At 59.1% G+C, this 26,763-nt stretch carries 17 protein-coding genes; 15 read left to right on the top strand and 2 right to left on the bottom strand.

From position 1 onward, the window contains the following. The first annotated feature begins 232 nt into the window (after positions 1-232). Positions 233-514: a putative quinol monooxygenase gene (locus F8N85_RS07055; protein WP_150802929.1), complete on the top strand. Its 282-nt coding sequence runs from the start codon at positions 233-235 to the stop codon at positions 512-514. A 61-nt stretch (positions 515-575) separates the two neighbouring features. Beyond that, positions 576-986 (top strand): cupin domain-containing protein, encoded by a 411-nt coding sequence (locus tag F8N85_RS07050; protein ID WP_150802928.1) that lies wholly within the window; start codon positions 576-578, stop codon positions 984-986. Positions 987-1,194: 208 nt separating this feature from the next. Here the strand turns inward: F8N85_RS07050 and F8N85_RS07045 are convergent, their stop codons facing one another. After that, positions 1,195-6,108, bottom strand: coding sequence for an NAD-glutamate dehydrogenase (locus tag F8N85_RS07045; RefSeq protein ID WP_150802927.1), 4,914 nt, complete (start codon positions 6,106-6,108; stop codon positions 1,195-1,197). A 502-nt stretch (positions 6,109-6,610) separates the two neighbouring features. On the opposite strand from F8N85_RS07045, the gene F8N85_RS07040 reads away from it, so the two are divergent. From F8N85_RS07040 to F8N85_RS06995, 10 genes are all read left to right on the top strand, one after another. Beyond that, on the top strand, positions 6,611-6,967 hold the full coding sequence (locus F8N85_RS07040; protein ID WP_150802926.1) for a hypothetical protein: 357 nt from the start codon (positions 6,611-6,613) through the stop codon (positions 6,965-6,967). A 23-nt stretch (positions 6,968-6,990) separates the two neighbouring features. Then, entirely contained in the window at positions 6,991-7,746 is a 756-nt protein-coding gene (locus tag F8N85_RS07035; protein ID WP_150802925.1) for an amidohydrolase family protein, read from the top strand. A gap of 779 nt (positions 7,747-8,525) precedes the next feature. Further along, on the top strand, positions 8,526-9,725 hold the full coding sequence (locus F8N85_RS07030) for a YcaO-like family protein (RefSeq protein WP_191636130.1): 1,200 nt from the start codon (positions 8,526-8,528) through the stop codon (positions 9,723-9,725). Positions 9,726-9,756: 31 nt separating this feature from the next. Beyond that, entirely contained in the window at positions 9,757-11,463 is a 1,707-nt protein-coding gene (locus F8N85_RS07025) for an ATP-binding cassette domain-containing protein (RefSeq protein WP_150802923.1), read from the top strand. Between the two features lie 390 nt (positions 11,464-11,853). Continuing rightward, positions 11,854-12,813, top strand: a complete 960-nt coding sequence (locus tag F8N85_RS07020) for an AAA family ATPase (protein ID WP_150640839.1) — start codon at positions 11,854-11,856, stop codon at positions 12,811-12,813. Positions 12,814-12,818: 5 nt separating this feature from the next. Next, positions 12,819-13,757, top strand: a complete 939-nt coding sequence (locus F8N85_RS07015) for a DUF58 domain-containing protein (RefSeq protein ID WP_150802922.1) — start codon at positions 12,819-12,821, stop codon at positions 13,755-13,757. Continuing rightward, the gene (locus tag F8N85_RS07010; RefSeq protein ID WP_150802921.1) at positions 13,754-14,248 is read left to right on the top strand and encodes a DUF4381 domain-containing protein; all 495 of its coding nucleotides are present in this window, start codon (positions 13,754-13,756) and stop codon (positions 14,246-14,248) included. Before F8N85_RS07015 ends, F8N85_RS07010 begins: the two co-directional genes overlap by 4 nt. Beyond that, positions 14,241-15,314, top strand: coding sequence for a vWA domain-containing protein (locus tag F8N85_RS07005; protein WP_150802920.1), 1,074 nt, complete (start codon positions 14,241-14,243; stop codon positions 15,312-15,314). Before F8N85_RS07010 ends, F8N85_RS07005 begins: the two co-directional genes overlap by 8 nt. After that, complete coding sequence (locus F8N85_RS07000; RefSeq protein WP_150802919.1) at positions 15,311-17,050, top strand: vWA domain-containing protein; 1,740 nt, start codon at positions 15,311-15,313, stop codon at positions 17,048-17,050. The genes F8N85_RS07005 and F8N85_RS07000 overlap by 4 nt, the downstream gene beginning before the upstream one ends. Continuing rightward, positions 17,047-18,684 carry a BatD family protein gene (locus F8N85_RS06995; protein WP_150802918.1) on the top strand — a complete coding sequence of 546 codons (1,638 nt, stop codon included), beginning with the start codon at positions 17,047-17,049 and terminating at the stop codon, positions 18,682-18,684. The genes F8N85_RS07000 and F8N85_RS06995 overlap by 4 nt, the downstream gene beginning before the upstream one ends. A gap of 184 nt (positions 18,685-18,868) precedes the next feature. On the opposite strand, the gene F8N85_RS06990 is transcribed toward F8N85_RS06995, so the two are convergent. Continuing rightward, a complete protein-coding gene (locus F8N85_RS06990; protein WP_224795658.1) occupies positions 18,869-21,616 on the bottom strand; it encodes an RHS repeat domain-containing protein in 2,748 nt (915 codons plus the stop codon). 223 nt (positions 21,617-21,839) lie between these two features. Between F8N85_RS06990 and F8N85_RS06985 the strand changes: the two genes are divergently transcribed. The 3 genes from F8N85_RS06985 (at position 21,840) to F8N85_RS06975 (ending at position 26,759) form a co-directional block, all read left to right on the top strand. Further along, positions 21,840-23,585 (top strand): hydantoinase B/oxoprolinase family protein, encoded by a 1,746-nt coding sequence (locus tag F8N85_RS06985; protein WP_150802917.1) that lies wholly within the window; start codon positions 21,840-21,842, stop codon positions 23,583-23,585. A gap of 32 nt (positions 23,586-23,617) precedes the next feature. Beyond that, positions 23,618-25,708: a hydantoinase/oxoprolinase family protein gene (locus F8N85_RS06980; protein ID WP_150802916.1), complete on the top strand. Its 2,091-nt coding sequence runs from the start codon at positions 23,618-23,620 to the stop codon at positions 25,706-25,708. A gap of 97 nt (positions 25,709-25,805) precedes the next feature. Next, a complete protein-coding gene (locus tag F8N85_RS06975; protein WP_150802915.1) occupies positions 25,806-26,759 on the top strand; it encodes a helix-turn-helix domain-containing protein in 954 nt (317 codons plus the stop codon). Positions 26,760-26,763: the final 4 nt, after the last annotated feature.

Below are 26,763 nucleotides of genomic sequence, written 5' to 3'. Positions count from 1 at the left end.
ACCCGCTGGACAGCTTCTTCCACAACACGCCGGTCAAAAGCGGGCTGTTCATCGGTTTCGGGGCGATCGAGACCCTGGACATCGACCCTGCGCTGGACAAGGTCCGGGATATTCTCAAACAGATCGCCTGATTGGCTCAGTGGTTTTCCCGCGGATTGGATATTGGTGTTGAAAGAGCGCAGCCCTACTCTTCTTCTCACGAACTCCCAAGCCAGCAACAGGAGAACCCGCCATGCACAGCAGCGCGATCAACACCGTCCGGATCCAGGCCGTCCACGGCCGTTCAGATGAGCTCGGCCTGCACCTGGCGCGGATTGCCGAAGCGATCCGTGAAGCCCCGGGCTGCCTCGACTACACCGTGCAACCGTGCCCGGTCATCCCCGACCGGTGGATCGTCAGCGGCCACTGGCAGACCCGCCAGTTCATGGAGTCGCACTTCGCACTGCCAGCGCTGCAAGGGTTTATCGAGCTGATCGACAACCGTGTGGCCAGCCGTCTGGACTTCAATCACTGAGCCCATTGGCCTCCTGTTCTTTCCCGAGAATCACGCCTCCAACCATGCAAAGGTACCCATCATGAACTTCCCAACTTCGATCTTCGCCGGCCTGGCCATGCTGGCCTCCCTCAATTCCTTCGCCCACGACCCGGTCTACGGCAAGGAAAAACTCAATATCCTGCAGGAACATGCACTGACCAACGCACCGGGCAACAAAGCCATGATGCTCACCGTCGACTACGCCCCGGGCCAGGCCAGCGTGCCGCATATGCACCAAGGCTCGGCCATGGCCTATGTGCTGGAGGGTGAGGTCACCTCCCAGGTCAACGATGAAAAGGCGATCACCTACAAGGCCGGCGAATCCTGGTACGAAGCGGCCGGTTCCAAACACCCGGTCTCGGCCAACGCCAGCGCCACCAAACCGGCGAAGTTGCTGGTGTTCATATTGATGGGTGAGAAGGATGAAGTGCTGACGCCGTTGAAGAAGTAAGGCACACAATTTGTGGTGACTGGCAGTGCCTCATCGCGAGCAAGCTCGCTCCCACAGGGGATCTGCTGTGTATCGCAGAGAGTGTGCACACCGACGATCCAGGTGGGAGCGAGCTTGCTCGCGATGGCGTCAGATCAGCCAACACATGATTTTCAGGCCGAAAAAAACCCGCATCTTTCGATGCGGGTTTTTTTCATTCAGCACTCAATCAGGCAGTGGCAGCAACCACCGTTGGACCGCTCTTCGCCAGCTCCGGCGTGGCAGCAACCACCGCTTGCCCGCTCAACGCCAGGTCCAGCAGCTCACGGTTGGCCACCGCATACATGGCGTAGTCAGTGCCGCTGGCGGCACGGATTTCCACCAGCATGGCGCGCCAGCGTTCGATCATGCCGTTGTGCAGCTCCATCCACAGCGCCAGGCGTGTTTCCACATCCTGGGTGCCGTCGCCCATTTGCAGGACCGAGATGGTGATCGCCCGTTGCTGCCAGTCGACGTCATCGCGGAACGCTTCACGAGCCAGGGCCTGCCAGTTGTTTTCCACCGGCAGAGCGCTGATCTGTTGCAGGTACCAGGTAATGTCCAGCGCACTGCCCACGGCGAAGTAGGCCTTGGCCACGTCCGCCGGGTTCTGACCGGTAACGTCCGAAGCTTCGATGACCGGCAGCAAGGTATACAGGTGCGTAGTGCCTGCAACCATGCGCGCCAGCAACTCCGGAACACCGGCGGCGACATACGCCTGATAACGGGTCTGCCAGCCTTCGCGGGTCGGGCCTTCCAGCAATTCGTCGAGCTTGAGGCCCAACGCTGCCAGGTGCGGACCGAAGTGTGCGACGTCACGGGCAGCATTCTGCTCGTTGCGACGGCTGCGCAGGAACCAGCGGGTAGCCCGACGGCCCAGACGCATCAGCTCATCCATCAATTCCAGTTGTACGTCAGCCGAAACCTGGTAGTCCAGGGCTTCGATCTGACGGAACCAGTGCGGGAGATGGAAGATGTCACGCACGATCACATAGGCACCGGCAACGTTCGCCGGGCTCATGCCAGTCGACTCTTTCAAGCGCTGAACAAAGGTGATGCCCATGTGGTTGACCAGATCGTTGGCGATCTGGGTGCTGACGATCTCGCGCTTCAGACGGTGACGACGCATGGCTTCGGCGAACTTGCTGACCAGGGTCGGCGGGAACGCGGTTTCCATGTCACGCGTCAGGTAAGCGTCGTCTGGCACCTGGGAGTTGAGCAGCGCTTCCTTGAGGTCGATCTTGCTGTAGGAGATCAGCACCGACAGCTCGGCCCGGGTCAGGCCATGGCCCGCCGCGACGCGCTCGTTGAGTTGCTCTTCCAGTGGCAGGAATTCGATGGCGCGATCCAGCTTGCCACGGCCTTCGAGGTCGTTCATCAGGCGTTTGTATTCGGCGATCCGCACGTAGGCACGGCGGGCCGCCAGGGACAGCGCCTGGGTCTGCTTGTAGTTGTTGCCGAGTACCAGGTTGCCGACTTCATCGGTCATGCTGCCAAGCAACAAGTTACGTTGCTTCTCGGTCATATCGCCAGCCTGCACCACTTCGTTGAGCAGGATCTTGATGTTCACTTCGTGGTCGGAGCAGTCCACGCCACCGGCGTTGTCGATGAAGTCGGTGTTGGAGCCGCCGCCATTGAGGCCGAATTCAACACGACCCAGTTGGGTCATGCCGAGGTTGCCGCCCTCGCCCACCACTTTGCAGCGCAGTTCGTTGCCGTTGACCCGCAGTGCATCGTTGGCCTTGTCGCCGACATCGGCGTGGCTTTCGGTGCTGGCTTTGACGTAGGTGCCGATACCGCCGTTCCACAGCAGATCCACCGGTGCCTTGAGCAAGGCATTGAGCAGTTCGGTCGGGGTCAGCTTGTCGGCCTGAATGTCGAAGCGCTCCTGCATCTGCGGAGAAATCGCAATGCTTTTCGCGCTACGGGAGAAGATCCCGCCGCCTTCGGACATGATGCTGGTGTCGTAGTCGGACCAGGCCGAACGCGGCAGGTCGAACAGGCGCTGACGCTCGGCGAAGCTGTTGGCCGGCTCCGGGTTCGGATCAATGAAGATGTGCAGGTGGTTGAAGGCCGCGACCAGTTGCAGCTTGTCGGACATCAACAGGCCGTTACCAAACACGTCACCGGCCATGTCGCCGACGCCCACTACCGTGATGCTGTCTTCCTGGACGTTGATCCCGCGTTCACGGAAGTGGCGCTGTACGCCGACCCACGCACCCTTGGCGGTGATGCCCATTTTCTTGTGGTCATAGCCGGCCGAGCCGCCGGAAGCAAAGGCGTCACCGAGCCAGAAACCGTAGTCGATGGCAATGCCGTTGGCGATGTCGGAGAAGGTCGCAGTGCCCTTGTCCGCCGCCACCACCAGGTACGGGTCATCGCTGTCGTGACGAACCACGTTGGCCGGAGGCACCAGCGCACCCTCTTTCAGGTTGTCGGTGATGTCCAGCAGCCCGGAAATGAAGATCCGGTAGCAGGCGATGCCCTCGGCCGCGATCTCGTCACGACCGCCACCCAGTGGCAGACGACGGGGCAGGAAGCCGCCCTTGGCGCCGACCGGCACGATCACCGAGTTCTTCACTTGCTGGGCTTTTACCAGGCCCAGCACTTCGGTGCGGTAATCTTCTTCACGATCGGACCAGCGCAGGCCGCCGCGCGCGACGTTGCCAAAGCGCAAGTGCACACCTTCGACCCGTGGCGAGTACACGAAGATTTCGAACTTCGGTACCGGCTTGGGCAGCTCTGGAATCAGGTGCGGGTTGAACTTGAAGCTGAAGTAGGACTTGTTCTGACCGTTGGCATCGGTCTGGTAGAAGTTGGTCCGCAGGGTGGCCTTGATCAGGTCCAGGTAGCGACGCAGGATGCGGTCTTCGTTCAGCACCTGAACGTCGTCCAGCGCGGAAAGGATCGCGTGTTCCAGGCGCAGCTGCTTGTCGTCGAGGTCGTCACCGGTCAGCTTGCGGGCCAGGTAGAAACGGGTCTTGAACAACCGGGTCAGCTCGCGAGCGATATCGGTGTGGTTGTTCAGGGTGCTGGCGATGTAACCGAGGTCGAAGCCCAGGCGAATCTGCTTCAGGTAACGGGCATAGGCACGCAGCAGCGCCACGTCGCGCCATGGCAGGCCGGCGGTCAGCACCAGACGGTTGAACCCGTCATTTTCGGCATCGCCACGCACGATATGGACGAAAGCGTCCTGCAGTGTGTCGTTGAGTTGCTGGATGTCGAGGTTCAGGCCTTCAGCGGCGGTGAACGCGAAGTCATGGATCCAGAACTCGCGGCCATGGACCTGGCGCAGGCGATACGGGAACTCACCGAGCACGCGCAGACCAAGGTTTTCCAGGATCGGCAGGACATCGGACAGTGCCAGCGGGGTATCGGCGTGATACAGCTTGCAGTGCAACTGTTGCTGACCGGCGATCTGCCCCAGCGGCTGATAGAAGCTCATCACCAGCGGGTTGGTTTCATTCAGGCTCAGCAAGTGCTGCATGTCGACCACAGCCGAATGCGCAGCGAAACGCTCGCGGTAACCGGCCGGGAAACCTTTCGGGAAGTCCGCCAGCACGTTGGTGCCATGGGCTTCGCCGAAGCTTTCGATCACCAGGCTCGCGTAGTCGTCCTGCCAGCTGCGGCAGGCCTGTACCACTTCTTTTTCCAGCAACAGCGGATCGATGTCCAGCCGGTTCTTCGGGTCGACCCGCAGAATCAGTTGCACACGGGCCAGCACGGACTCGGAGAAGAAAGTCCAGAACTCGCAGTCCGAGGCTTTCAGGCGATCCATCAGCACTTGCTGGATCTTCTGCCGCACTTCGGTGGAGTAGATGTCACGCGGCACGTAGGCCAGGCAGTAGCAGAAGCGACCGTACGGGTCCTTGCGCAGGAACACGCGGATTTTGTTGCGCTCCTGGATCTGTACGATCGACATCACGGTGTTGAACAGCTCGTCGACCGGCGTCTGGAACAGATCGTCACGAGGCAGTACTTCGAGCACCTGAGCCAGTTCCTTGCCCAGGTGAGCCTTGGGCTGGAAGCCGGAACGCTGTTCGATGACCTCGACCTTGCGGCGGATGTAAGGAATGACATGCACGCTTTCGCCATACACCGAGGAGGTGTACAGGCCCATGAAGCGGCATTCCTTGATCACTTTGCCATTGGCGTCGATCTGGCGGATCGACACATAATCCGGGTAAGCCGGACGGTGTACGCGGCTTGGGTGTGCGGCCTTGGCGAACGACAGCGGAGTCGGTTCACGCAGGTAGTTGACGGCGTAGTCTTCAATGCGCAGATCGTCGACGGTCAGGCCGGCGCGCATTAGTTTGGTCAGGCCGAGGAAAGAACTCTGGTCATATTCGATATGACCGCCACTCTCGTCATCGCCGACCACGAACTCTTCGTAACCGAGGAAGGTGAAGTGGTTGCCTACCAGCCACTCGAGGAACGTCTTGATCTCGTTCTTTTCGTCGGCATCGATAGGGAACTGGCTATTGTCGATGCCTTCGATCAGTTCCTGGACCTTGGCTTTCATCGGCTCGAAATCGGTGACCGCGACGCGGACTTCACCGAGAACCTGCTCCAGTTCCTTGCTCAGGACATTGAGCTCGGCCACGTTGGCGCAACGGTCGATTTCCAGGTACATCAGGGATTCTTGCAGGATCCCCTCGCCCTGGGTGCCCTTGGGCAGGATTTCCAGCAGCTCGTTCTTGCTGCCGCGACGCACGCTCAGCACGGTGGTCTGCAGGGTATGGATGCTGTAGCCGCGACGGTTCAGCTCGGTGCGTACCGAGTCCACCAGGAACGGCAGGTCATGGTGCAGCACTTCGACCGCGGTGTGGGTCGACTGCCAGCCGTGACGTTCGTAATCGGGGTTGTAGACGCGCACTTGCGGTTGCGCGTGATCGAAGCGCTCAAGCAGGCGCCACGCAGAAAGAGTACAGCCGGCGAGGTCGGACAACCGACGCTGGGTCAGCTCGTCCAGGGAAATGATGCCGAAGAATTGTTCAGCGAACAGCGCCACTTGTGGCAGTGCCTGTTCACTGATGTGCTGCGCCAGTGCCGCTTGCAATTGGTGATGGAAGTCGGCTTTGCTGGCTGCGGTGAAGAACGACATCTGTGGTACTCCGCTTTGGCTTGTTATTGATGGAAGCGTCGCGTGTAACCCCTTTTCGGGGCAATCCGTCACCCTGTTCCTGAATCTCGGGCAGAGAAAACAAGGTGACAGGTGGGTGAAGCTGGACGAGACACTCGGGTCACATTCACCTTCTTCGATGGGCATCTGCAAAAACGACTGTCGAACACATTGACAATGCCTTTACAGGTATCCATCAGTTGCGCAGCTTAACGAGTGCGGCAAGGCCCGTGCTTGCGATGCTGCGACATATTCGGTCATAGGTACGTAACTCGCGTGCTGTGCATCGAACAACACTAGCAGTCACGGGGAAAAATGGCGGTTTTAAGCGCTTATTTGCGGTACAGGCGTACCAGAAATGACCGATAAGGTTGATTCCGTTTCCGGTGCATTTTCTAACACACAAGTCAGCAGAAAACCTTTCGGGCTGGCAGAATTGCATTTTGTTTGCCTTCACCGCGCTCCAGGCGCCAGGAATTGTCCCATGCAACTGACCACCGCCCATTTGATCGCCAACCCTTGCGATGACGAAGAAGACAACATGGCCATGCTCTGCTGCCACAGTGACAAGGGCGAGATGTTCCTGATGACCCGCTACCCGGACGAGGATGAAGTCGAAATCACCCTCGACGGCGAACCTTCGACCCTGGATGGCTTGAAGGTCACCCTCAGCGCCGAGCGCCTGCTGATCGAGATCGGCGCCGCCGATGCCGATGCCCTCAATGGCGACGACCATCTGGAAATCCACCACAGCACCGCGGCGTCGGATATGCCCGAGGTTGAAGAAACCCTGCAAAACATCCTCAAAGGTACCGGTACCTATATCAGCCAGCTCGCCTGAGCCATCGACCGACGGAGCCCGCCATGCCCTCGTGCATTTTCGACGCCCATTGCCACATCATCGACCCCGGCTATCCGCTGATCCCCAACAACGGCTATCTGCCCCAGGCGTTCAGCGTCGATGATTACGTGGCGCAGACCAGACCGCTGGGCATCGTGGGCGGCGCTGTGGTATCCGGGTCGTTCCAGGGTTTTGATCAGAGCTATCTGATTGCCGCCCTCAAGCGACTGGGCAAGGGCTTTGTTGGCGTGACCCAGCTGCCGGCCAGCGTCACCGATGACCAACTGCACCGACTGAACGCTCAAGGCGTGCGCGCGCTGCGCTTCAACCTCAAGCGCGGCGGCTCGGAGCAGCTCGATCAGCTCGAAGCCCTGGCCAGGCGCGTGCATGAACAGGTCGGCTGGCATTCGGAGCTGTACATCGACTCTCGCGAATTGCCGGAACTGGAAGCGCGACTGCTTTCGCTACCCGCGGTGAGCATTGATCATCTGGGGTTGAGCAAAGAGGGACTGCCCAGCGTTCTGCGACTGGCCGAACGCGGCGTGCGGGTCAAAGCCTGCGGCTTCGGCCGGGTGGACTTTGCGGTGGGTCCGGCCTTGAAGCAGATTCACAGCGCCAACCCGCAGGCATTGATGTTTGGCACTGACCTACCTTCGACACGAGCGCCGAGGGCGTTTGAGGTGGCGGACATTCAGTTGCTGATTGAGGCGCTGGGTGAAACCGCAGCCGAAATGGCGCTCTGGAAGAATGCGCAAGAATTCTATGGTTTCGGTGCCTGATCAACCGCATCGCGAGCAGGCTCGCTCCGGGGGAATGCCTACACCCGATCAATTACGTGCCACATGGTCGGCGTAGGAGCTGGCGCAGCCTGCGATCTTTTGGCGGTTTTCGGGGATGCCGAAGAGCAAGATCAAAAGATCGCAGCCTGCGGCAGCTCCTACAGTGATGACGTCCGCAAGAGCAGCATTTCCTTTCCCCATGCAAAAAAAACCCTCAATTGCACAAATCACCCCTCCACAAATGCCGAAAAATTCCTTTTCGCCTTCAGAATATTTAATGCCGGGCGACTGCTATCGACCCCGAATAAAAAACACTCCCCTTTTTATCACTCATCGTTAAACATGCTAACGGACTGATCCAGCAATATAAATTGAAAACCTATGCACACTTAATCAACAACTACGACTTTGATCCTACGCCTCAGCCGGACTTTACCTACGCCGATATAGGACGAATTCGCACCTCGCCCAATTGAACATAACAAGTCGTACTGTTATCAATACATAACTTGCGCTCAACTGACGTAAGCAAGGCGCAAACCCAAACAATGCGCCTTTTAAAATCCAAAAAACTGGAGTTACTGAAATGGGATCAAAACGCTCAGAAATAAATACGTTTGACGCTCTTCAACAACTGGTAGATTTTTCCGCTAGCTTTTTAGCGGCGGAAATCAAGTTCTTCAACTCCCTCACCAATGAACAAATCAACACCATTTAAGAAAGACCCGAAAGAGGCAAAAGCCTCTTCCGGCCCATATCTCGAGGTGAGAGAACACATCATGTCAGAACGCGAACTCAGCACTTTTGATGCAAAAAACCGGATCATGTCAATCATCAAAAATCTCGACTTAAGAGCGTCTACTCGCTACACACACAGCGGAAAACTCGTTGCCACCGCCGACCTCTTTGATAACCGCAACACTCTCGTCGCGTCGGGAGCGGGCAAAGGTCCTGACTGCCTCGTTGGCGCGCTAGCTGAAAGCATTGAACACTACGCGACGCTCCACCCCTCTTCCACATCCATGATTTTGCAATCTTGCCAAGCTATCGCATCCCAGAAACAGACCGAGTCTGACGGCCTATTCACCAGCCTTCCTCTAATAACTGACCCCATTGAATGCTTCAAACTCAAAACGCTATGCGATACAAAACAAATCTTCGTGCCGAGCGTAATTCTTTGCCCCCAGAAAAAGTTAGTGCAGGACACCCATAACAATCAAAGTATACGCCACCTTACCCGTTACTCATCCAACTCAGGAATAGCGTTTGGCTGCACCCAAGCAGAAGCCCTTCTTCATGGCATAAACGAAGCTATAGAGAGACATATTCTTTCGACTCTGTTCATGAGCCTCTGTGAGCTGCATACGAATATTGACTTGTACAGGCCGTCTGAACACTTGCTCAAGGCAGCTCTTAAAAACAACTCTTACGCCCTTGAGACCGCAAATAATTTGCAGATACTTATTATTAAAAATTTCTTCGGCGTTTATTTTTCCGCTGCCTTTCCAAAAATAGCGTCTCAAGATTTTTTTCTATCGCCTTTGGGTTCAGGGTGTTCCATGAATGTGTGCATTGCCATAGAACGGGCAGTCACAGAGCAGCTTCAAACCAGCACCCTCTATGGCGAAATGGAAAAAGACCAAGATAGAAAAACTTATGAATTCTTGTCCACCTCTGAGAGGCTCACCCAACTTATACATCTTGACCCTATCAGAAATATAAACCTCCCCCTCCTGAGCAACAGAGAAAATAAAATCCATCTGAGTGTTTCCGAGCAGATAAATCACATTCATGGAAACCTGCTGGATAACGGTAAAGACATCTATCGGAGGACAGTGAAAAGCTATGCTGATCATGGAGTCGTTGAACAGGTCTACATTCCGGGACTGGAGCGATTCAACATTATAAGAAACGGTTCTCCTGTGGTCCCCCAGCACGTACTTCGCGGTGACTCAGCAAACATTGCCACAGCCACCTGAAAATACTCACTTGCTAGCGAAGTAATTGGCCATGAGAAAATTTCTGACGAAAGCATGCGCTCAACACAAACCGCTTTTAGCCACAACGATTACATCGGTTATTGCGTTAAAAATTTTAACGATGGGGCCTCCCCTGATATTGGGCAAAATTGTCGACAACCTTACTTCCAGCAACACCATCGGCCTCACATCATTAACGGTGCTGATCGGAGGATTCATTCTCGTCAGCTGTATCCAGGCCGCCATCACTCCCCTTCAGATATTTTGTTTATCCCGGCTAGTCCAAAGGGTCATCATGGATGCATCCATCGAGTGGACTGGAGAACTCATGCGCAAGGAGTTCCAATACTTCAGCTCATTACGAATTGGCCAGTTCATCAAATCAGTAGAACGCGGTATTACAGCGCACGAGCAATTATTGAGCTTCTTTGTAACGGTAGGCCTTCCAGTCTGCCTTGAGTTCATTGTGATCGGAGGGGTGTTTTTTTATATGGGCGGCGCTGAAGTGTTTGTCGCTATGGTATTGCTCGGGAGCCTGTATCTGCTTGCAACTCATCGAATCATCAAATGGCGCAGAAAACACATAGACACTGTCAACGAGCAAGAGGATGAGTTAAGCGCCGTTTTATTCAGCACGCTACAGGCCGGCAAATCGATAAAACTGGAAAATGCTCAGGAAAGCGCAATTCGACCGCTGAACCAGGCCTTCACGCGTTACGCCAATGCGGCGATCACGGTAGCAAGCTCGGCAGGAATGTTGAACGCGGCAAAAATCCTGTTCATCAGCCTTTCTACCGGCGCATTGTTGATTTGGGGAGTCATGGATCAGCTGTCCGGCCAGCCCAGCATCAGCGTCGGCGAATTGGTCGCCATCTTCTCTATTGCGGGCAGTTTCCTGTTAAACATATCTGGATTGTCGGAGGCATACCGGGTACTGGACCAGTTTTTAGCCGACCAACGCAGGCTGCAACAACTCCTTTCACTGCCTGATTTTGATGCCCCTCAACGGCAAACGAATATCTCGTCCAATGGTAAATCGACACTAACGCTAGCGCCTTGCTCGATCACAGACAATCAGCTGGAACGCGTCTCCATAAAGCAGAATGTGATCATCCACCAAGGTGAATCCATAGCCATCACAGGCCCAAGTGGCGCAGGAAAGTCGACCCTGCTGGAAGCCCTCGCCGGAGTTTACGATTGCGTACGCGGCCAGTTGAAACTCGACGGAATCGAGGTTTCCCGGTTGAGCGCCGACACGCATCTTGCCGCGCTGCGTTACTGCCCTCAAATGCCGGTATTCCTTGAAGGCAGCTTCAATCAGTCCGTTCTGTTTGGTCAGCCACCTTCACGGAACCTTCAAGAGTCGATACGACTCCTGCAGTTGGATGATGTCGTGAGAAATCGAATCATTGCCGAAGGCGCATCCAATATTTCTGGAGGCGAAGCCAAACGCTTGTCTCTGCTACGCCTGATCAACAAACCAGGACTCTTTAATTTTTTTGACGAGCCCAGCTCCTCCATAGAACCCAAACTTGCTACCCCTGTCTGGGATTTGCTGTTTACCCATTTCGCCGGGCGCGGCCTGATCTGCGTAACCCATGATGTTGAACACCTTTCGCGCTTTGATCGGGTAATCGTCATGCGAAACGGTGCGATCGTAGATCAAGGCCCATGGGCCGATTTGAACACTAGAGCCTGCCTCACACCGATCATAAAAGAAATGCAAGAGATCCGATAACTCGGTGCTGCACCAAGGCGTGGGTGTTTGTACTGACCTACCGTCGACGCGAGCAGGCTCGCTTCGGGGGGAGGCCTACACCCGATCAATCACGTACCACACGGTCGGCGAGCTGGCGCAGCCTGCGATCTTTTGGCGGTTTAGGGGAAGCCGAAGAGCAAGATCAAAAGATCGCAGCCTGCGGCAGCTCCTACCGTGATGACGGCCGCAAGAGCAGCATTTCCTTCCCCCCCATGCAAAAAAACCTTCAATTTCACAAAACACCCCGCACAAATGCCGAAAAACCCCTGATCGCCGTTAGTCGTCCCCCCCTGCTATGGATTAAAGTAACGCCCCCAGCCCTGGCGTTATTCGAACGTCTTTGCTCACCCTTTCCAGGAACAGTCATCGATGGAACATCGTGAAGCGCTGCTTGCGCTGCGAACCTTTCTTTCAACGCAGATTCTCGGCCAGGAAAAACTCATCGAGCGTTTGCTCATTGCCCTGCTCGCCGACGGCCACATGCTGGTTGAGGGTGCCCCCGGTCTGGCCAAGACCAAGGCCATCAAAGAGCTCGCCGAAGGCATCGAAGCGCAGTTCCATCGAATTCAGTTCACCCCAGACCTGCTCCCCGCCGACATCACCGGCACCGAGATCTATCGCCCGGAAACCGGCAGCTTCGTGTTCCAGCAAGGGCCGATCTTCCACAACCTGGTACTGGCCGACGAAATCAACCGCGCCCCGGCCAAGGTCCAGTCGGCCCTGCTCGAGGCCATGGGCGAACGCCAGGTCAGCGTCGGTCGCAGTACCTATGAGCTGTCGCCGCTGTTTCTGGTGATGGCGACCCAGAACCCCATCGAGCAGGAAGGCACCTATCCGTTGCCCGAAGCCCAGCTCGATCGCTTCCTGATGCACGTCAAGATCGGTTTCCCGGATGCTGCTGTCGAGCGGCGCATTCTGCAGCAGGCGCGTGGCGAAGCCCTGCATGGCGAAACCAAGCCCGAGCGCCGCGTCAGCCAGCAGGCGATTTTCGCCGCTCGCAAGGAAATCCTCGGTTTGTACATGGCCGATGCCGTGGAGGAATACCTGGTGCAACTGGTCATGGCTACCCGCACCCCGGCCAAGTTCGACCCGGAGATGGCCGAATGGATCGCCTACGGCGCCAGCCCGCGCGGCTCGATAGCCCTCGATCGTTGCGCCCGGGCCCACGCCTGGCTGGCCGGTCGCGATTTCGTCAGCCCGGAGGACATCCAGGCGGTGCTGTTCGACGTTTTGCGCCACCGCATCATTCTTTCCTTTGAAGCCGAAGCCGCGGGCATCGACCAGGACCGGGTGGTCCAGCGGATTCTCGACGTCGTAGCTGTCGCTTGACCCCGATGAACGTCAACCTGGAACCCGGCATCCGCGTCAGCCTCGCCGAGCTCATCGAGATGCGTCATCGCGTGCGCGAAGTGCAGCTGTTCTCCACGCCGAGCCAGCGCAGCCCGCTGATCGGCCTGCACCACTCGAAACTGCGCGGACGCGGAGTGGACTTCGACCAGGTGCGGGTCTACCAGGCTGGCGACGACGTGCGGACCATCGACTGGCGCGTCACCGCGCGGACCCAGGAGCCGCACACCAAGCTGTTCCATGAAGAGCGCGAACGGCCGATCTTCATCATGGTCGAACAGAGCCGCCGGCTGTTTTTCAGCTCCGGCCTGATGTTCAAGTCGGTGCTCGCCGCCCAGGCCGCGGCCCTGATCGGCTGGGCGGCACTGGGTCATAACGACCGGGTCGGCGGACTGGTGTTCGGCGACAACGAGCACTACGAAATCAAGCCACGACGCAGCAAGCAAAGCCTGCTGCAACTGCTCAACCGTCTGGTGCGGGTCAACCAGTCGCTGCACAGCGAAATCGAGCCGAACCGCGATGCCTTCGGTATCGCCCTGCGTCGCGCCCGGGAAGTATTGCGACCGGGCAGTCTGGTGATCGTGATCTGCGATGAGCGCGCCCTGGCCGATGGCGTCGAGCAACAACTGAGTCTGCTGTCACGGCATTGCGACCTGCTGTTGCTGCCGTTGTCCGACCCGCTGGACCATGCCCTGCCCGCCGCCGGGCTGCTGCGTTTCGCCGAGCGTGGCGCGCAGCTGGAACTGGATACACTGAACTACGAGTTGCGCCAGGCCTATCGCGCCCAGGGCGAAGCGCGCATTGCTCACTGGGCGTTGCTCGCGCAAAAACTGCGGGTGCCGTTGATGCCCTTGAGCACCCAGAGCGAGATGGTCGACCAGCTGCGTGATTACCTCAATCCGCAGCGTCCGGGGAAAACCCGATGAGCAGCCTCGACCAATTGCAACCCTTGATCTCCCCGCCGCCGATTGGCTTCTGGCCGCCTGCGCCGGGATGGTGGCTGCTATTGATCCTCCTGCCGCTGTTGGGTTTCGGTGTTTGGCAACTGCGGCGTTTTTTACCGGGCAAACGTCCCCCGGCCCGTGCCGAGCAACCACTTGATCCTTTGCGTGTGGCAGCCCTGGCTGAGTTGGCCCTGATGCCTAAACCCTATGACGGCGCGCCCGCGGGTGCCTGGCTGCAACAACTCAATGGTCTGCTCAAGCGCCTGTGCCGCAACGATTACCCCTACAGCCAGAGCCATACCCTCAATGGTCGCAAATGGCTGGCCTTTCTCGACAACCGTTGCCCGGCTGCCGGCCTGACCCGCTGGATGGTGTTGGTCGAGGGTGCCTACAAACCCGAATGCAAACTCGATGACAAAGCCATCGCCGGCCTGACCCAAGCGGTCGACACCTGGATACGCAAGCATGTTTGAGTTCGCCTGGCCATGGATCTTCGCCCTGCTGCCACTGCCCTGGTTGTTGCGGGTGCTGCTGCCGGCAGCCGACAGTGGCGAGCCGGCACTGAAAGTCAGCTTTCTCGCCGACCTCGAGGGCCTGGCCCGGCGTCGCGCCCGGGCCAATCTACCGGCCTGGCGCCAGCAAGCGCCGTTTTTTCTGCTCTGGCTGCTGCTGTTGATCGCTTGCGCACGCCCACAGTGGCTGGGCGAGCCCTTGCCGGTTGCCGCCAGCGGCCGCGACTTGTTGGTGGCGGTGGATGTGTCCGGCTCCATGGATTTTCCCGACATGCAATTACAAGACGAGGACGTCAGCCGCCTGACGCTGGTCAAGCACCTGCTGGGGGACTTTCTCGAAGGCCGCGAAGGCGATCGCGTCGGTCTGATCCTTTTCGGCAGCCAGGCTTATCTGCAGGCACCGCTGACCTTTGACCGCCGCACCGTGCGCATCTGGCTCGATGAAGCGCGGATCGGCATCGCCGGCAAGAACACCGCTATCGGCGACGCCATCGGCCTGGCCCTTAAACGCTTGCGTCAACGCCCGGCACAAAGCCGGGTGCTGATTCTAGTCACCGACGGCGCGAACAATGGCGGCGAGATCGACCCGATCACCGCTGCGCGATTGGCCGCCGAAGAAGGCGTGACCATTTACCCGATCGGCATCGGTGCCGACCCGGATAGCGGCACGCTGGGTTTTCTCGGAGTGAATCCGAGCCTGGACCTCGACGAACCGGCCTTGAAGGAAATTGCCGAAGTGACTGGTGGGCGCTACTTCCGCGCCCGCAATGGCGAAGAACTGCAGGCGATCAAGGAAACACTCGACCAGCTTGAACCGGTTACCCAACAACCCACCCAGGCCCGCCCCGCCCAGGCGCTGTACCACTGGCCGCTGGCTGGGGCGTTACTGCTGAGCATGTTGTTGGTGGTGCGCGAGCGCTGGCCGGACAACCCGCTGCAGCGTTTTTTCACCAGGGAGCACTTCCTGCAACAACACCCTGACTGGCGCCAGCGGCTCAAACGCCTGCGCCTGCGGAGGCGCAAATGATCGCCCTCTGGCCGCACTGGTTCCGTCCCTGGTGGTTGCTGCTGTTACCGCTGCTGGGTTGGTTGCTCTGGCAACTCTGGCATCGGCAAAAGCGCGCCGGCCGCTGGCAGATGATCCTGCCCCCGGCCTTTCACGCCGCCTTGCTCAGCGGCGGCAGCGGTCGCGAAAGCAAGTTGCCCTGGGTCGCCCTCGGCCTCGCTTGGGTCCTGGCCGTTCTGGCCCTGCTCGGCCCGAGCTGGCAGCGGGTTGAACAGACCAGCCAGAAGTCCGCCGATCCGCTGGTGGTGCTGCTGGAACTGACCCCGGAAATGCTCGCCACGGATGTTGCGCCGGACCGCCTGGAGCAAGCTCGGCGCAAGCTGTTGGACCTGTTGCAGAACCGCAGCGATGCGCAGACCGCAATTATCGTCTACGCCGGCAGCGCCCACACCCTGGTGCCGCTGTCGGATGACCTGGCCACCAGCCATAACCTGCTGGAAGCGCTGAAACCCTCGATCATGCCTGAGGGGGGCCATCGCGCCGACCTGGCGGTGAAGAAAGCCCTGACCCTGCTGGAGCGCGGCGCGCTCGGCCAGGGCCGGATACTGCTGATCGGTTCATCGCTTACCGAGCAGGAGCGCCAAGGGATTCGTCAGGCCCTCAGTGGCCAGGCGCCTCAGCTGTTGATGCTCGGCATCGGTAGCCGCGAAGGGGCGCCGGTGGCGGAGGAAGATGGCAGTTTCCTCAAGGATGCCCAAGGCGCAATTCTCGTCTCGCGCCTGGACGGGCCGAGCCTCAAAGCCTTTGCCAATGAGCTGGGCGGGCGCTACCGCCAGGCACGACTGGATGATAACGATCTGCGCGGCCTTGGTCTGCTCGACGGCCCACGCAGCGTGCGCGATGACGGCCAGACCCTGCGCCTGGATACCTGGGCCGATCAGGGTTACTGGCTGTTGCTGCCGTTACTGCTGCTCGCCGCCTGTGCCGGGCGCCGGGGCTGGCTGTTTTGCCTGCCATTGCTGTTCATGCTGCCGCAACCGAGCTACGCCTTCGAGTTCACCGATCTGTGGCTGCGCCCGGATCAGCAGGGCCTGCATCTGCTCAAGCAAAAACGCCCCGCCGAAGCCGCCAGGCTCTTCGAAGACCCGCAATGGCAAGGCGTTGCGCTCTATGAAGCCGGCAATTACACCGCTGCCGTTCAGCGCTTCGCCCAAGGCAGTGATGCCCACGCCCACTACAATCGTGGCAATGCCCTGGCCAAAAGCGCTGAACTGGAGGCCGCACTGGATGCCTACGAACAGGCACTGGAGCTGCAACCGGATTTACGCCCCGCGCTGATAAACAAAGCCTTGGTGGAAACCCTGCTGAAACAACAACAAACAACGACGCAAAACGAGCCGGAAAAGACCGAGGACACGGACGCCGAAGCAGCCACCCAGCCGCCGCCATTGGACGCTGCCACTCAACCTTCGACCGCTGACAAACAGAAAAACGGCAAGCAGAACCCCTCGGCGGACAGCGATCCTCAGGCACAGGGCACGCCACAACCGGGCAATAATGAAGTACCGGGCAGCGAACTGGCTGACGAACAGACCACCACGCCGCCCCTCAGGCCCGCCGACGGCCGCATCGACAGCGAGCGTCGACAGGCACTTGAACAATGGCTGCGGCAGATTCCGGATGACCCGGGTGAACTGCTCAGGCGCAAATTCTGGTACGAACAGCAACAACATCAGGATCAGGGAAAAACTCGATGACCCGCTTCACCGCACTCTTGCTCGCGCTCCTGCTCTGGACCTGTCAGGCCCAGGCTGCAGGGCTGGTCGCCAGCGTGGATCGCAGCCGCCTGAACTCCGGCGAAACGGTCGAACTGACTCTCGAATCCAACGACGTCACGCTGTTCGGCAAACCGGACCTGAGCCCACTGGATGCGCTGTTCGAAGTACGCGGCACCCGTCAGATCAACCAACTCAACACGTTGAACGGCGAGAGCCATGCCACCACCCGCTGGATCATCACCCTGCTGCCCAGACAAAGCGGCACTGTGGAGATCCCGCCGTTGCAACTGGGCGATATCAAAAGCCAGCCGATCAGCCTGCAAGTGCTCGAAAGCCAAGGCCAGGACAGCGTGAACAAGCTGGCACCGGTCTTCATCGATGCCAGCCTCGACCAGGAGAGCGTTTACGTGCAGGCGCAAGCGGTCCTGACCGTGCGCATCTATCACTCGGTGTCGTTGTATGACGACAGCAGCCTGACGCCCTTGCAGATTCCCGATGCGCGTGTCGAACAGCTGGGAGAGTCGCGCACCTACGAAAAAGTCATCAACGGCCTGCGCCATGGCGTGATCGAACTGCGTTACGCCATCTATGCGCAGCACAGCGGCGAGCTGAAAATCCCGTCACAGATGTTCAGCGCCACCCTGGTCGACTCCCAACCGCTCCAGGGGCCGGCACCTTTCAGCCCGAAACAGGGCAAGCTGATGCGCGTCAGCTCCGCCGAGATCCCGCTGACGGTCAAGGCCAAACCCGCCGACTACCCGGCCGACACTCCTTGGCTGCCGGCACGCAGCCTGAGCCTGAGCGAAAGCTGGAGCCCGGAGCCGGATCACAGCCAGGTCGGCGACTCCCTGACCCGCAGCCTGACCCTCAAGGCCGAAGGTCTGTCCAGCTCACAACTGCCGCCCCTGCCCGCCACCGACGTCAACGGTTTGCGCCGTTACCCGGACCAGCCGGTACTGAGCAACCAGAGCAGCGACCGCGGGCTGATCGGCAGTCGCGAAGATCGCGAAGCCCTGGTGCCTAACCGCAGCGGCCCGATCGAGCTGCCCGCGGTGGAAGTGGTCTGGTGGAACACTTTTGAGGATCACCTGGAACGCAGCAGCCTGCCGGCCCGGACCCTGCAAGTCGCGACCAACCCAAGCCTGATAGTCGACACCCCGGCCGGCACCTCGGCGACTTCAGCGGCTGGCAACACCACTCTCTGGCCGTGGCAGCTCAGCACGCTAATTCTGGCCTGCACCACCCTGCTCGGCTTCGGCCTATGGTGGCGCGCCCGTTGGCAGCCGGCGATCCTGCGTGCCGCACAGACTGGCCCCAGCCCAAGGACCCTGCTCGACGACATCAAGCGCGCGAGCCAGGCCAACGACCCGCAAGCGACCCGCCAGGCCCTGGATGCCTGGGCCCGCCAGCAACCGGAAACCCTGGCCGACATGGCCGCGCGCTATGTGCCGCTGTCCGATGCCCTGGACGGCCTGAACGGCGCGCTCTACAGCGAAACCGGTCAACACTGGCAAGGCGAGGAATTGTGGCGGGTGATCCGCGCCATCCCGATCACCGAACGCGCCCAGGACCCGACCGGCGACAGCAGCCTGCCGCCGCTGTATCCGAAGTAGTGGACAGGATACTTGCCCCATACATTCCCCGTAGCAGCTGCCGAAGGCTGCGTTCGGTTCGGGGCGCGTTCGGACGAAGCAGCCGCCAATCATGCCACCACGGTTAGTCTGCTAAACCGCAGTGCCTGACTTGACGACCGCGTCGTTTAGCGGAGTGCGCCTTGCGCGCTGTTTCAAACATCTCTTAAAGATGCCAGTAATACCGCCCTCGCTCGATATCTATCGATCCTCGACGAAACGAGCCCTTCAAGGGCTCCGCACCAAAAAAACGTGAATCATCAGGCAAATGATCAAGTTCCCGAGAAGGCGCTCTTTTCTCCATGCCCTCACCCTGTTGCGCTAGCGAGGCATTCTGCCGAGGTTGTACATGAACCAGAAAATCAAATGTCCCTGATTCATTTTTAACTCTTTCAACATCTATGGCTTCAAGCCCGAAATCCTCCATGATTCTCAGAGTACTTTTACCGTTAGGCGTTTGAGTAAAGAAAGTAGTCATCCTGCGTTGCGCATCACTGGCCAAGTTCCATGTATTGGCCAGTGCGGCATAGTTCATAACATTTTCTCTCTTGATAACGGAAGGCAACACTCCAAAAAAATCAAGTCTGTGAGCTACCTGCTCATACTGGTACCTGGCGACATCACTGGCATAGAAGCTTTCTGGCTCTTTGGGCTTTTGAGAACCTCTTTGCGGGGGCTTGGTCTTGTAGTTTTCTTTAAAAATCCAGACCTCTTCATGAAACTCATTTTCAAACCAGCTCTCATAATTTTCTCCGCCCACCTGCTCAATGTAAGTCGACGTTATTTCATGGAGGTTATCGCTTGAATCGGATTTAAAGTTATCCCTGATGAACCGTTGGAAGTGCGGGCTGATTTCGTCCTGCTGCTCGAATCTTTTTTGTAAGTCACTTACCCTGAATGACCGGGGTGCTCTTCCGTCACCATCAACCAACGTAGTGGGGCGATTCTCAACCATTGCATACACATTCAACCCGTAGTCAGCACCTGCTGGATCGGGATTCATCCACCGCTGCAACCACGGTGCGTAATACCGATAGCCATAATAATAAAGCCCGGTCGCATCCCGCTCCTTGCCCGAGTACCGAATCGTTTTGTACCTGGCCACAGTCGCACTTGAACCCGCCCACCACGCGGTGCCACCGAATGGGTAATAACCTTCCTGGCTGAGCAATCCGGCATTTTTATCCAGCTCCAGCGTGCTGGACCCCAAATGGTCGCTGAGGCTGTAGCGCGGCTGGTCATTACCGAGGCCTTCCGGCGGTTGGGTTTCCCAGTGCAATACCCGCACGCGGTTGCGTCCGGCGTCGACGCTGATCACGTGGTGCTTCTCACCGCTTACCGCATCGCGGTGAATTTCCAGCCCCGGCAGATATCGTACTTCCGCGCGCAAAGTGCGGCTGCCTGTCTGGGTGAGCCGAACCTTGCGCAGGCGATGGCCGGGACGGTCGTAGATGTAACGTTCCTGGTCATCCGGCCCGTCGTCGCGTTTCACCAGCGTCACTTGGCTCAGTTGATTGCGCACGTCCCAGCTCATGGTCTGGCCGCGTTGCAACTCCCGTTGATTGCCGCTGACATCGAAGCCGTTGGCGATTTCGTTCTCATCGGGCAGGGTTCCATCCTCGTGCTGCGCCATGCTGCGATTGCTGGTTTGAGAGGTGGCCATACTGAAGGTCGGGGCACCGCTGTGCTGGCGGGTCAGCAGATTGCCGGCACGGTCATACGCGAAAGCTTGGGTGTACTGGCGCAGTTGATTGGGGTCCAGCGGCGTGGGCTGCAACAGCGACAACGCAAGTCCGTAGCTGGGTCTTACGACTTCCCGGCCACGGGCTTCAACCACCTGATAAAGGCTGTCGTAGCGGTAGCGGTTGATCGGCTCGATGCGCTGGTTCCTGGAGTAGCGGATTAGCTGAGACCGATCTTCGATGCTGAGGATATTGCCGACCGGGTCGTAGCTGTAGCTCAAGTCCTGAAGCACCTTGCCGCCGGGAATCTCGGCCCGCAGTCGAATCAACCGACCATCGTCGTCCGCATAGTTAGCAGTTGTTTTTACCCCATTGCCGGCGCTTTCGCTTTCGACCTGGCCGAAGGCGTTGTAGTGAATAGCGCTGACCAGCAAACATGGTTGCACGCCTTTCCTCGCCAGTTGCAGTCGGGCTTCTTTCAGTTCGCCGGACAGCATATAAGCGAACAGCCTGAAGTTTCCCATGGCATCGGTCTGGCTCTGCATCTCACCTGCCGCGGTGTAGACCTGGGCCGTAACAAAGCCCTTGCCGTCTTCCAGCAACTCATCACGCAACTGATCGTCGAGGGGCCAATCGGGCCGGTCCAGATTGTTCAGAAACTGCCTTTCTTCCGCGAGCGGCAGACCGTTCAGCGCGTAGTCGACTAACCGTCGGGTGCCGGCCGGGTCGTCATGCCGGACCACCCGGCCGCACTGGTTATGGGATGAAAACCCGACACTGGCATCACCATAGGTAAAACGCTCGACGACACGCGGCGACTCATCGGCCATCCATTCGCTGATGACAACCGGGCGCTGAAGCGGATCGTATTCAGTGTGACGCTGGCTGCCGCGACTGTCCCAGGCGCTCAAGGCTTCACCGGCTTGTCCGAGCAAAGTCGCATGCCATCCTGCGTCAACGCTATTGGTCGACAGCGCAGTACCAGACAGGGTGCGCACAGTTGTCACATTGGGCTTGAGGGTTTTCCCCGCAACAATACCCGCCCACAAGCGCGGATCCCAACTGGCAATCTCACGCCCCGCCGGATCAAAGGCATGGCGCGTAACACGCGTTTGCGGCACTTGGTCAGGCTGCAAGCGCCAGTAAGCAACGCTGCGGCCATGGAGGCCGCGTGGGTCCATGACCGTCATGATGGGAGTGGCGCAGTCCATAGAAGTTTTTTCCATGGACATGAAATATCAGGTTAGCAAGACGATAGCTACTGTCAGAAATTACAGGCAGGGCGAGGAACTGTGGCGGGTAATCCGCGCCATCCCCTCCAGCCCAGTGCCCTGCAAATCAAAAAACAGTGCACCCGGTGACAAGCCAGCGGCCTGTGTCAGCGCGTAGCTTAAGTCCGGGGGTTAGACATCCGTCATGCCCCCACCCAGATAACAACAAAATCCCTGGTGACCCATGAGCCCTGTAGATCCGATCACACTGGCCGTCGTGCGAGGCGCGTTGGAAACAGCGCAGCGAGAAATGACCCTGACGCTGGAAAAAACCGGTCGTTCGAGCGTGTTCAACCTCGCTCACGACTATTCCAATGCCCTGTTCGACCACCTCCCGGAAATGGTCCTTCAAGGACAGGACATCCCGATCCATCTGGGATCACTGATTCCCGCCATGAAATGTGTCGCCGGCTTCTTTGGCGATGACATTCTTGAAGGCGATGTCATCTATCACAACGATCCGGCTTACCAAGGCAGCCACATTCTCGACTGCTGCATGTACAAACCGGTGTTCTACAAAGGTGAACTGGTGTTCTGGGCCGTCTGCAAAGGCCATCTCACCGACATTGGCGGACCGGTGCCCGCCGGCTACAACCCTGATGCCAAAGAGATCTACGCCGAAGGCTTGCGCATTCCCCCGGTCAAGCTGTGGTCGCAGGGCAAGCGGCGTGAAGACGTGATCAACCTGCTACTGACCAACATGCGTGCCCGCGCCTATCAGGAAGGCGACATGAATGCCCAGTATGGGGCGTGCAGCGTCGGCGAACGGCATTTGCTGGAGCTGCTCGACCGCTACGGCGTCGAACAAGTACGCGCCTGCATTGCCGAACTCAAGGACATGGCCGACCGCCATATGCGCGCCTTGCTGCGTGATGTGCCGGATGGTTTCTACAGCGGTACCGCGATTCTCGAAGACTCCGGCCATGGCCTGGGCGAACTGTCGATCACCGCGCAGGTAGAGATTCGTGGCGACGAAGCCCATGTGCTGATCCAAAGCCCGCCGCAAGTGCCGTACTTCATCAACTCCTACGCGGGCAACTCGATCTCCGGTGTGTACCTGGGGCTGATGATGTTCGCCCAGGTACCGCCACCCTATAACGAAGGTCTGTATCGGTGCGTGAGCGTGGATCTCGGTCCGCCCGGTACCTTGTGCAATGCCCAAGAGCCGGCACCCCACGTCAACAGCACCACCACACCGATGGAAACCCTCGCCGATGCCGTGCGCCAGGCCCTGGAACAAGCCGCACCGGATCGCGTCACCGCATCCTGGGGCCATGCCAGCGGGATCAACATCGCCGGGCACGACCCGCGCAACAACGACAACGAATACGTGACCATGGTTCTGGCTTCAATCATTTCTGGAGCCGGCGCCAACAAAGCCATGGATGGCTGGCCGGCGTGCGGCCCGCTGTGCTGCTTCGGCGCATTGATGTCCGGTGACATTGAGCTGCTGGAGTACTCCTACCCGGTGCTGATCCACCGCTACAGCCTGATGACCGATAGCGGTGGCGCCGGTGAGTTCCGCGGTGGCTCGGGCACCCGCATTGAAATCGAACCGCTGAACCATGCCATGACCGTGGTCGGTTTCGGCGAAGGTCGCCAGTTGCCGACTGCCGGGGCAGCCGGAGCGAAGAACAGGTTGCTCAAACCGAAACTGGGACGGTTGATTCACCGAAAGGTGGACGGCGTAGAAGACCACTTTACCTATAACGCTCTGCTGACCGCTCAGCCGGGTGAACGCGTGATCAACATCAATCCGGGTGGCGGTGGTTATGGCAACGCACTGCAGCGTCCCGTCGCCATGGTGCTCGAAGATGTGCTCAACGGCCTGGTATCGGCTGATGGCGCGCGCCTGGAATACGGCGTGGTGATCGACAGCCATGGCCAACTCGACGAAGTTGCCACCCGCGCTCAGCGCGCCGCGCATTGAGTCCTCCCTTGAGCAACGCAGAGACCTCCACCATGACTAAGCAGCAATATCGCCTGGGCATCGATGCCGGCGGCACCTTCACCGACTTCATCCTCGCTGACCGCAACGGCAACGTGCAGTTGTTCAAGGCGCCGTCCACACCCCAGGACGGCACTATCGCCATCCGCAACGGCCTGGCGCAGATCGCCGATGCCATTGGCCGTACACCGGCCCAGATCATTGCCGACTGCGATTTGTGCATCAATGGCACCACCGTGGCCCTCAACGCGCTGATCGAAAAGACCGGCGTCAAAGTCGGCCTGCTGTGCACCGATGGCCATGAAGACAGCCTGGAAATCCGCCTTGGCCACAAGGAGGATGGCCATCGCTACGATGCGAACTATCCGCCGGCCCACATGCTGGTCCCGCGTCACCTGCGACGCCCGATTGGCGGCCGGATCATCAGTGACGGCAGCCAATACTGCCCACTGGATGAAACGGCGATCCGTGCCGCTATCGACTACTTCCGCGAGCAAGACGTCAAGGCGGTAGCCATTTCCTTCGTCTGGTCGGTGCGCAATCCGAGCCATGAACAGCGTGCCGCAGAAATGGTCCGCGCCGCCTTGCCGGGGGTGTTTGTCTGCACCGGCAACGAAGTGTTTCCACAAATCCGCGAATACACCCGAACCTCCACCACGGTGGTCAACGCCTACTTGAGCCCGGTGATGGGCCGATACATCGAGCGCATCGACGCGTTATTCGAGGAGTTGGGCGCGCAACAACCGACCCGCTACTTCCAGTCCAACGGTGGCCTGGCGCCGGGCGCTATCATGCGCGAGCGGGCGGTCAACGCGATCAATTCGGGCCCCGCATCGGCACCGCAAGCCGGGTTGTGCGTGGCCAAGCCCTTCGGCATCGACAACGTGATCACCGTCGACATGGGGGGTACCTCATTTGATATCACCCTGAGCAAATCCGGGCGCACCAACTTCAGCAAGGACAGCGACTTTCTGCGCTATCGGATTGGCGTACCGATGATCCAGGTGGAAACGCTCGGTGCCGGTGGCGGTTCGATTGCTCACCTTGACGCCTTCGGCATGCTCCAGGTCGGCCCCCGCAGCGCCGGTGCCAGCCCGGGCCCTGTGTGCTACGGCAAAGGCGGCGTCGAACCAACGGTGACCGACGCCAATCTGGCCCTTGGCTATCTGGCCGACGGCGCGTTGCTTGGCGGCAGTATTCGCCTGAATCGCCAGGCAGCGATTGACGCTATTGGCAAAAAAATTGCCGAGCCCTTGGGCATCAGCGTCGAGCGGGCAGCCCTCGGCATCATCACCCTGGTCAACCTGAACATGGTCAGCGGTATCCGCCGGGTGTCCGTGGAGCGTGGTTATGACCCCCGCGAGTTTGCCCTGATCGGTGCCGGTGGCGCAGCCGGCATGCACGTCATTCGCCTGGCCGAGGAAATCGGCAGCCAAGTGGTACTGATTCCGAAAGTCGCTTCGGGTCTGTGCGCGTTCGGGCAAATTCTGTCGGACATTCGCTACGACCAACTGACTACCCTGCCGATGCGCCTGGACGACCCATTCGTCAATCTGCCACTGCTCAATCAGACCCTCAATGAGCTGCGCGAACGCGGTATGAACAACCTGCGCGAGGATGGTTTCAGCGCTGGCAACAAAGTCGACTGCCTCTACAGCCTGGAAATTCGCTACCTCGGCCAGATCCACGAATGCAGCATCGAACTGACCCAGGCGCCCCTCGACAACGCCGGGCTGGTGGCTTTGCGCGAGGCGTTCCATACCCGGCACAAGGCCCTGTTTTCCTACAGCGAACCGCAGAGTCCGATCGAACTGGTGAACCTGGAGTGTTCGGTCATTGCGCGCCTGCAACACCCTCCCATGCCGGAACTGCCGATTCCGGAAAATGCGCAGCCAGCCGTGCCGCAAAGCCATCGCTCGATGCTGTTCGACGGGATCGACACCTGGCAGGAAACGCCGGTATACAACGGCGACCGGCTGCAAGTAGGGCAAACGATCAGCGGCCCTTGTGTGATAGAGGAGGCCACCACCAACATCGTTGTACCACCTGGCTGGCAGGCGTGCCTGGCACCCTCGGCCACCTACCGCCTGACACCCGGCAATTGACCGTTAGCGGCTTTTGACCAAAGATGGCCCACCAACAGCACCGACGGTCCAACCCCTCGGTGCTGTCCTCGATAAAACCAAAAAAAGAGGGGCAAAGATGGCTCAACACCTGTCCACTCGGTATTGGCCTGACAGTGAACGGCAACCGCGCTGGGCTGAGGCAATCGGCAATACTTACTTCCCGCTCTCCCTGGAATTCAATCCCGACGCCGAGTTCCAGGGCAGCTTGCGAATCTGGGAAACGTCCAGCACCGCGTTGGCCCTGTCGCGCCTGCGCTCCAGCCAGCTCGGTTACTCACGCAGCAAGGCTCAAATCAGCGACGACTCCGAAGCCTGCTATCTGGTCACGGTACCTCGTCGTTGCGAGGTCCTTTTCGAACAGGACGGCCAGGAGCTGCATTGCCAGCCCGGGAGTTTTATCTTCGAACGCGGCGATGCGCCCTACCGCTTTCGCTACGCCGCCGATAACGACCTTTGGGTATTCAAACTGCCTGAACGCGCGCTACAAGGGCAATTACGCGGCGCCGAACGCTATACCCGCTTCTGCTTTGACGCCCGGCGCAGCCTCGGACGGATTTTCGTCGAGCAACTGGCGATGTGCGCCGCGCGCTTCGACGAATGCGACCAAGCCGCTCGCCATATGCTGCTCGAACAGGCGCTTTCGACGTTGCTGATGGCCCTGCGACAGGACGAGCGCGTACTCAACAGCGAAACCTCGAACCTGGCCGCACTGCACCTGCAACGCATCGAGCACTACGTCGAAAAAAACCTCTGTTCAACCGACCTGACCCCGCACCACATCGCCCAGGCCTGCGGTCTGTCCGTGCGCTACCTGCATAAACTGTTTGCCACCACGCCTTTCAGCCTGGGCGAATGGATCCGCCGACAACGCCTGGAAGCCGTGCATCGCAGTCTGCGCGACCCCCTTTGTCGGATGTCAATTGGCGAACTGGCACTGCGCTGGGGCTTCAACGACCAGGCGCAATTCACCCGAGGCTTTCGCCAGCACTTCGGCACCACCGCCAGCGAGGTGCGAGCGAAATGCTCGTAAAAAT

Origin of the sequence: Pseudomonas fluorescens, assembly GCF_902497875.1 — a bacterium.
Classification (GTDB): Bacteria; Pseudomonadota; Gammaproteobacteria; order Pseudomonadales; family Pseudomonadaceae; genus Aquipseudomonas; species Aquipseudomonas fluorescens_BR.
Note: the sequence above shows the minus strand (reverse complement) of the source record. Positions and strands in the feature narration are given on the sequence as shown.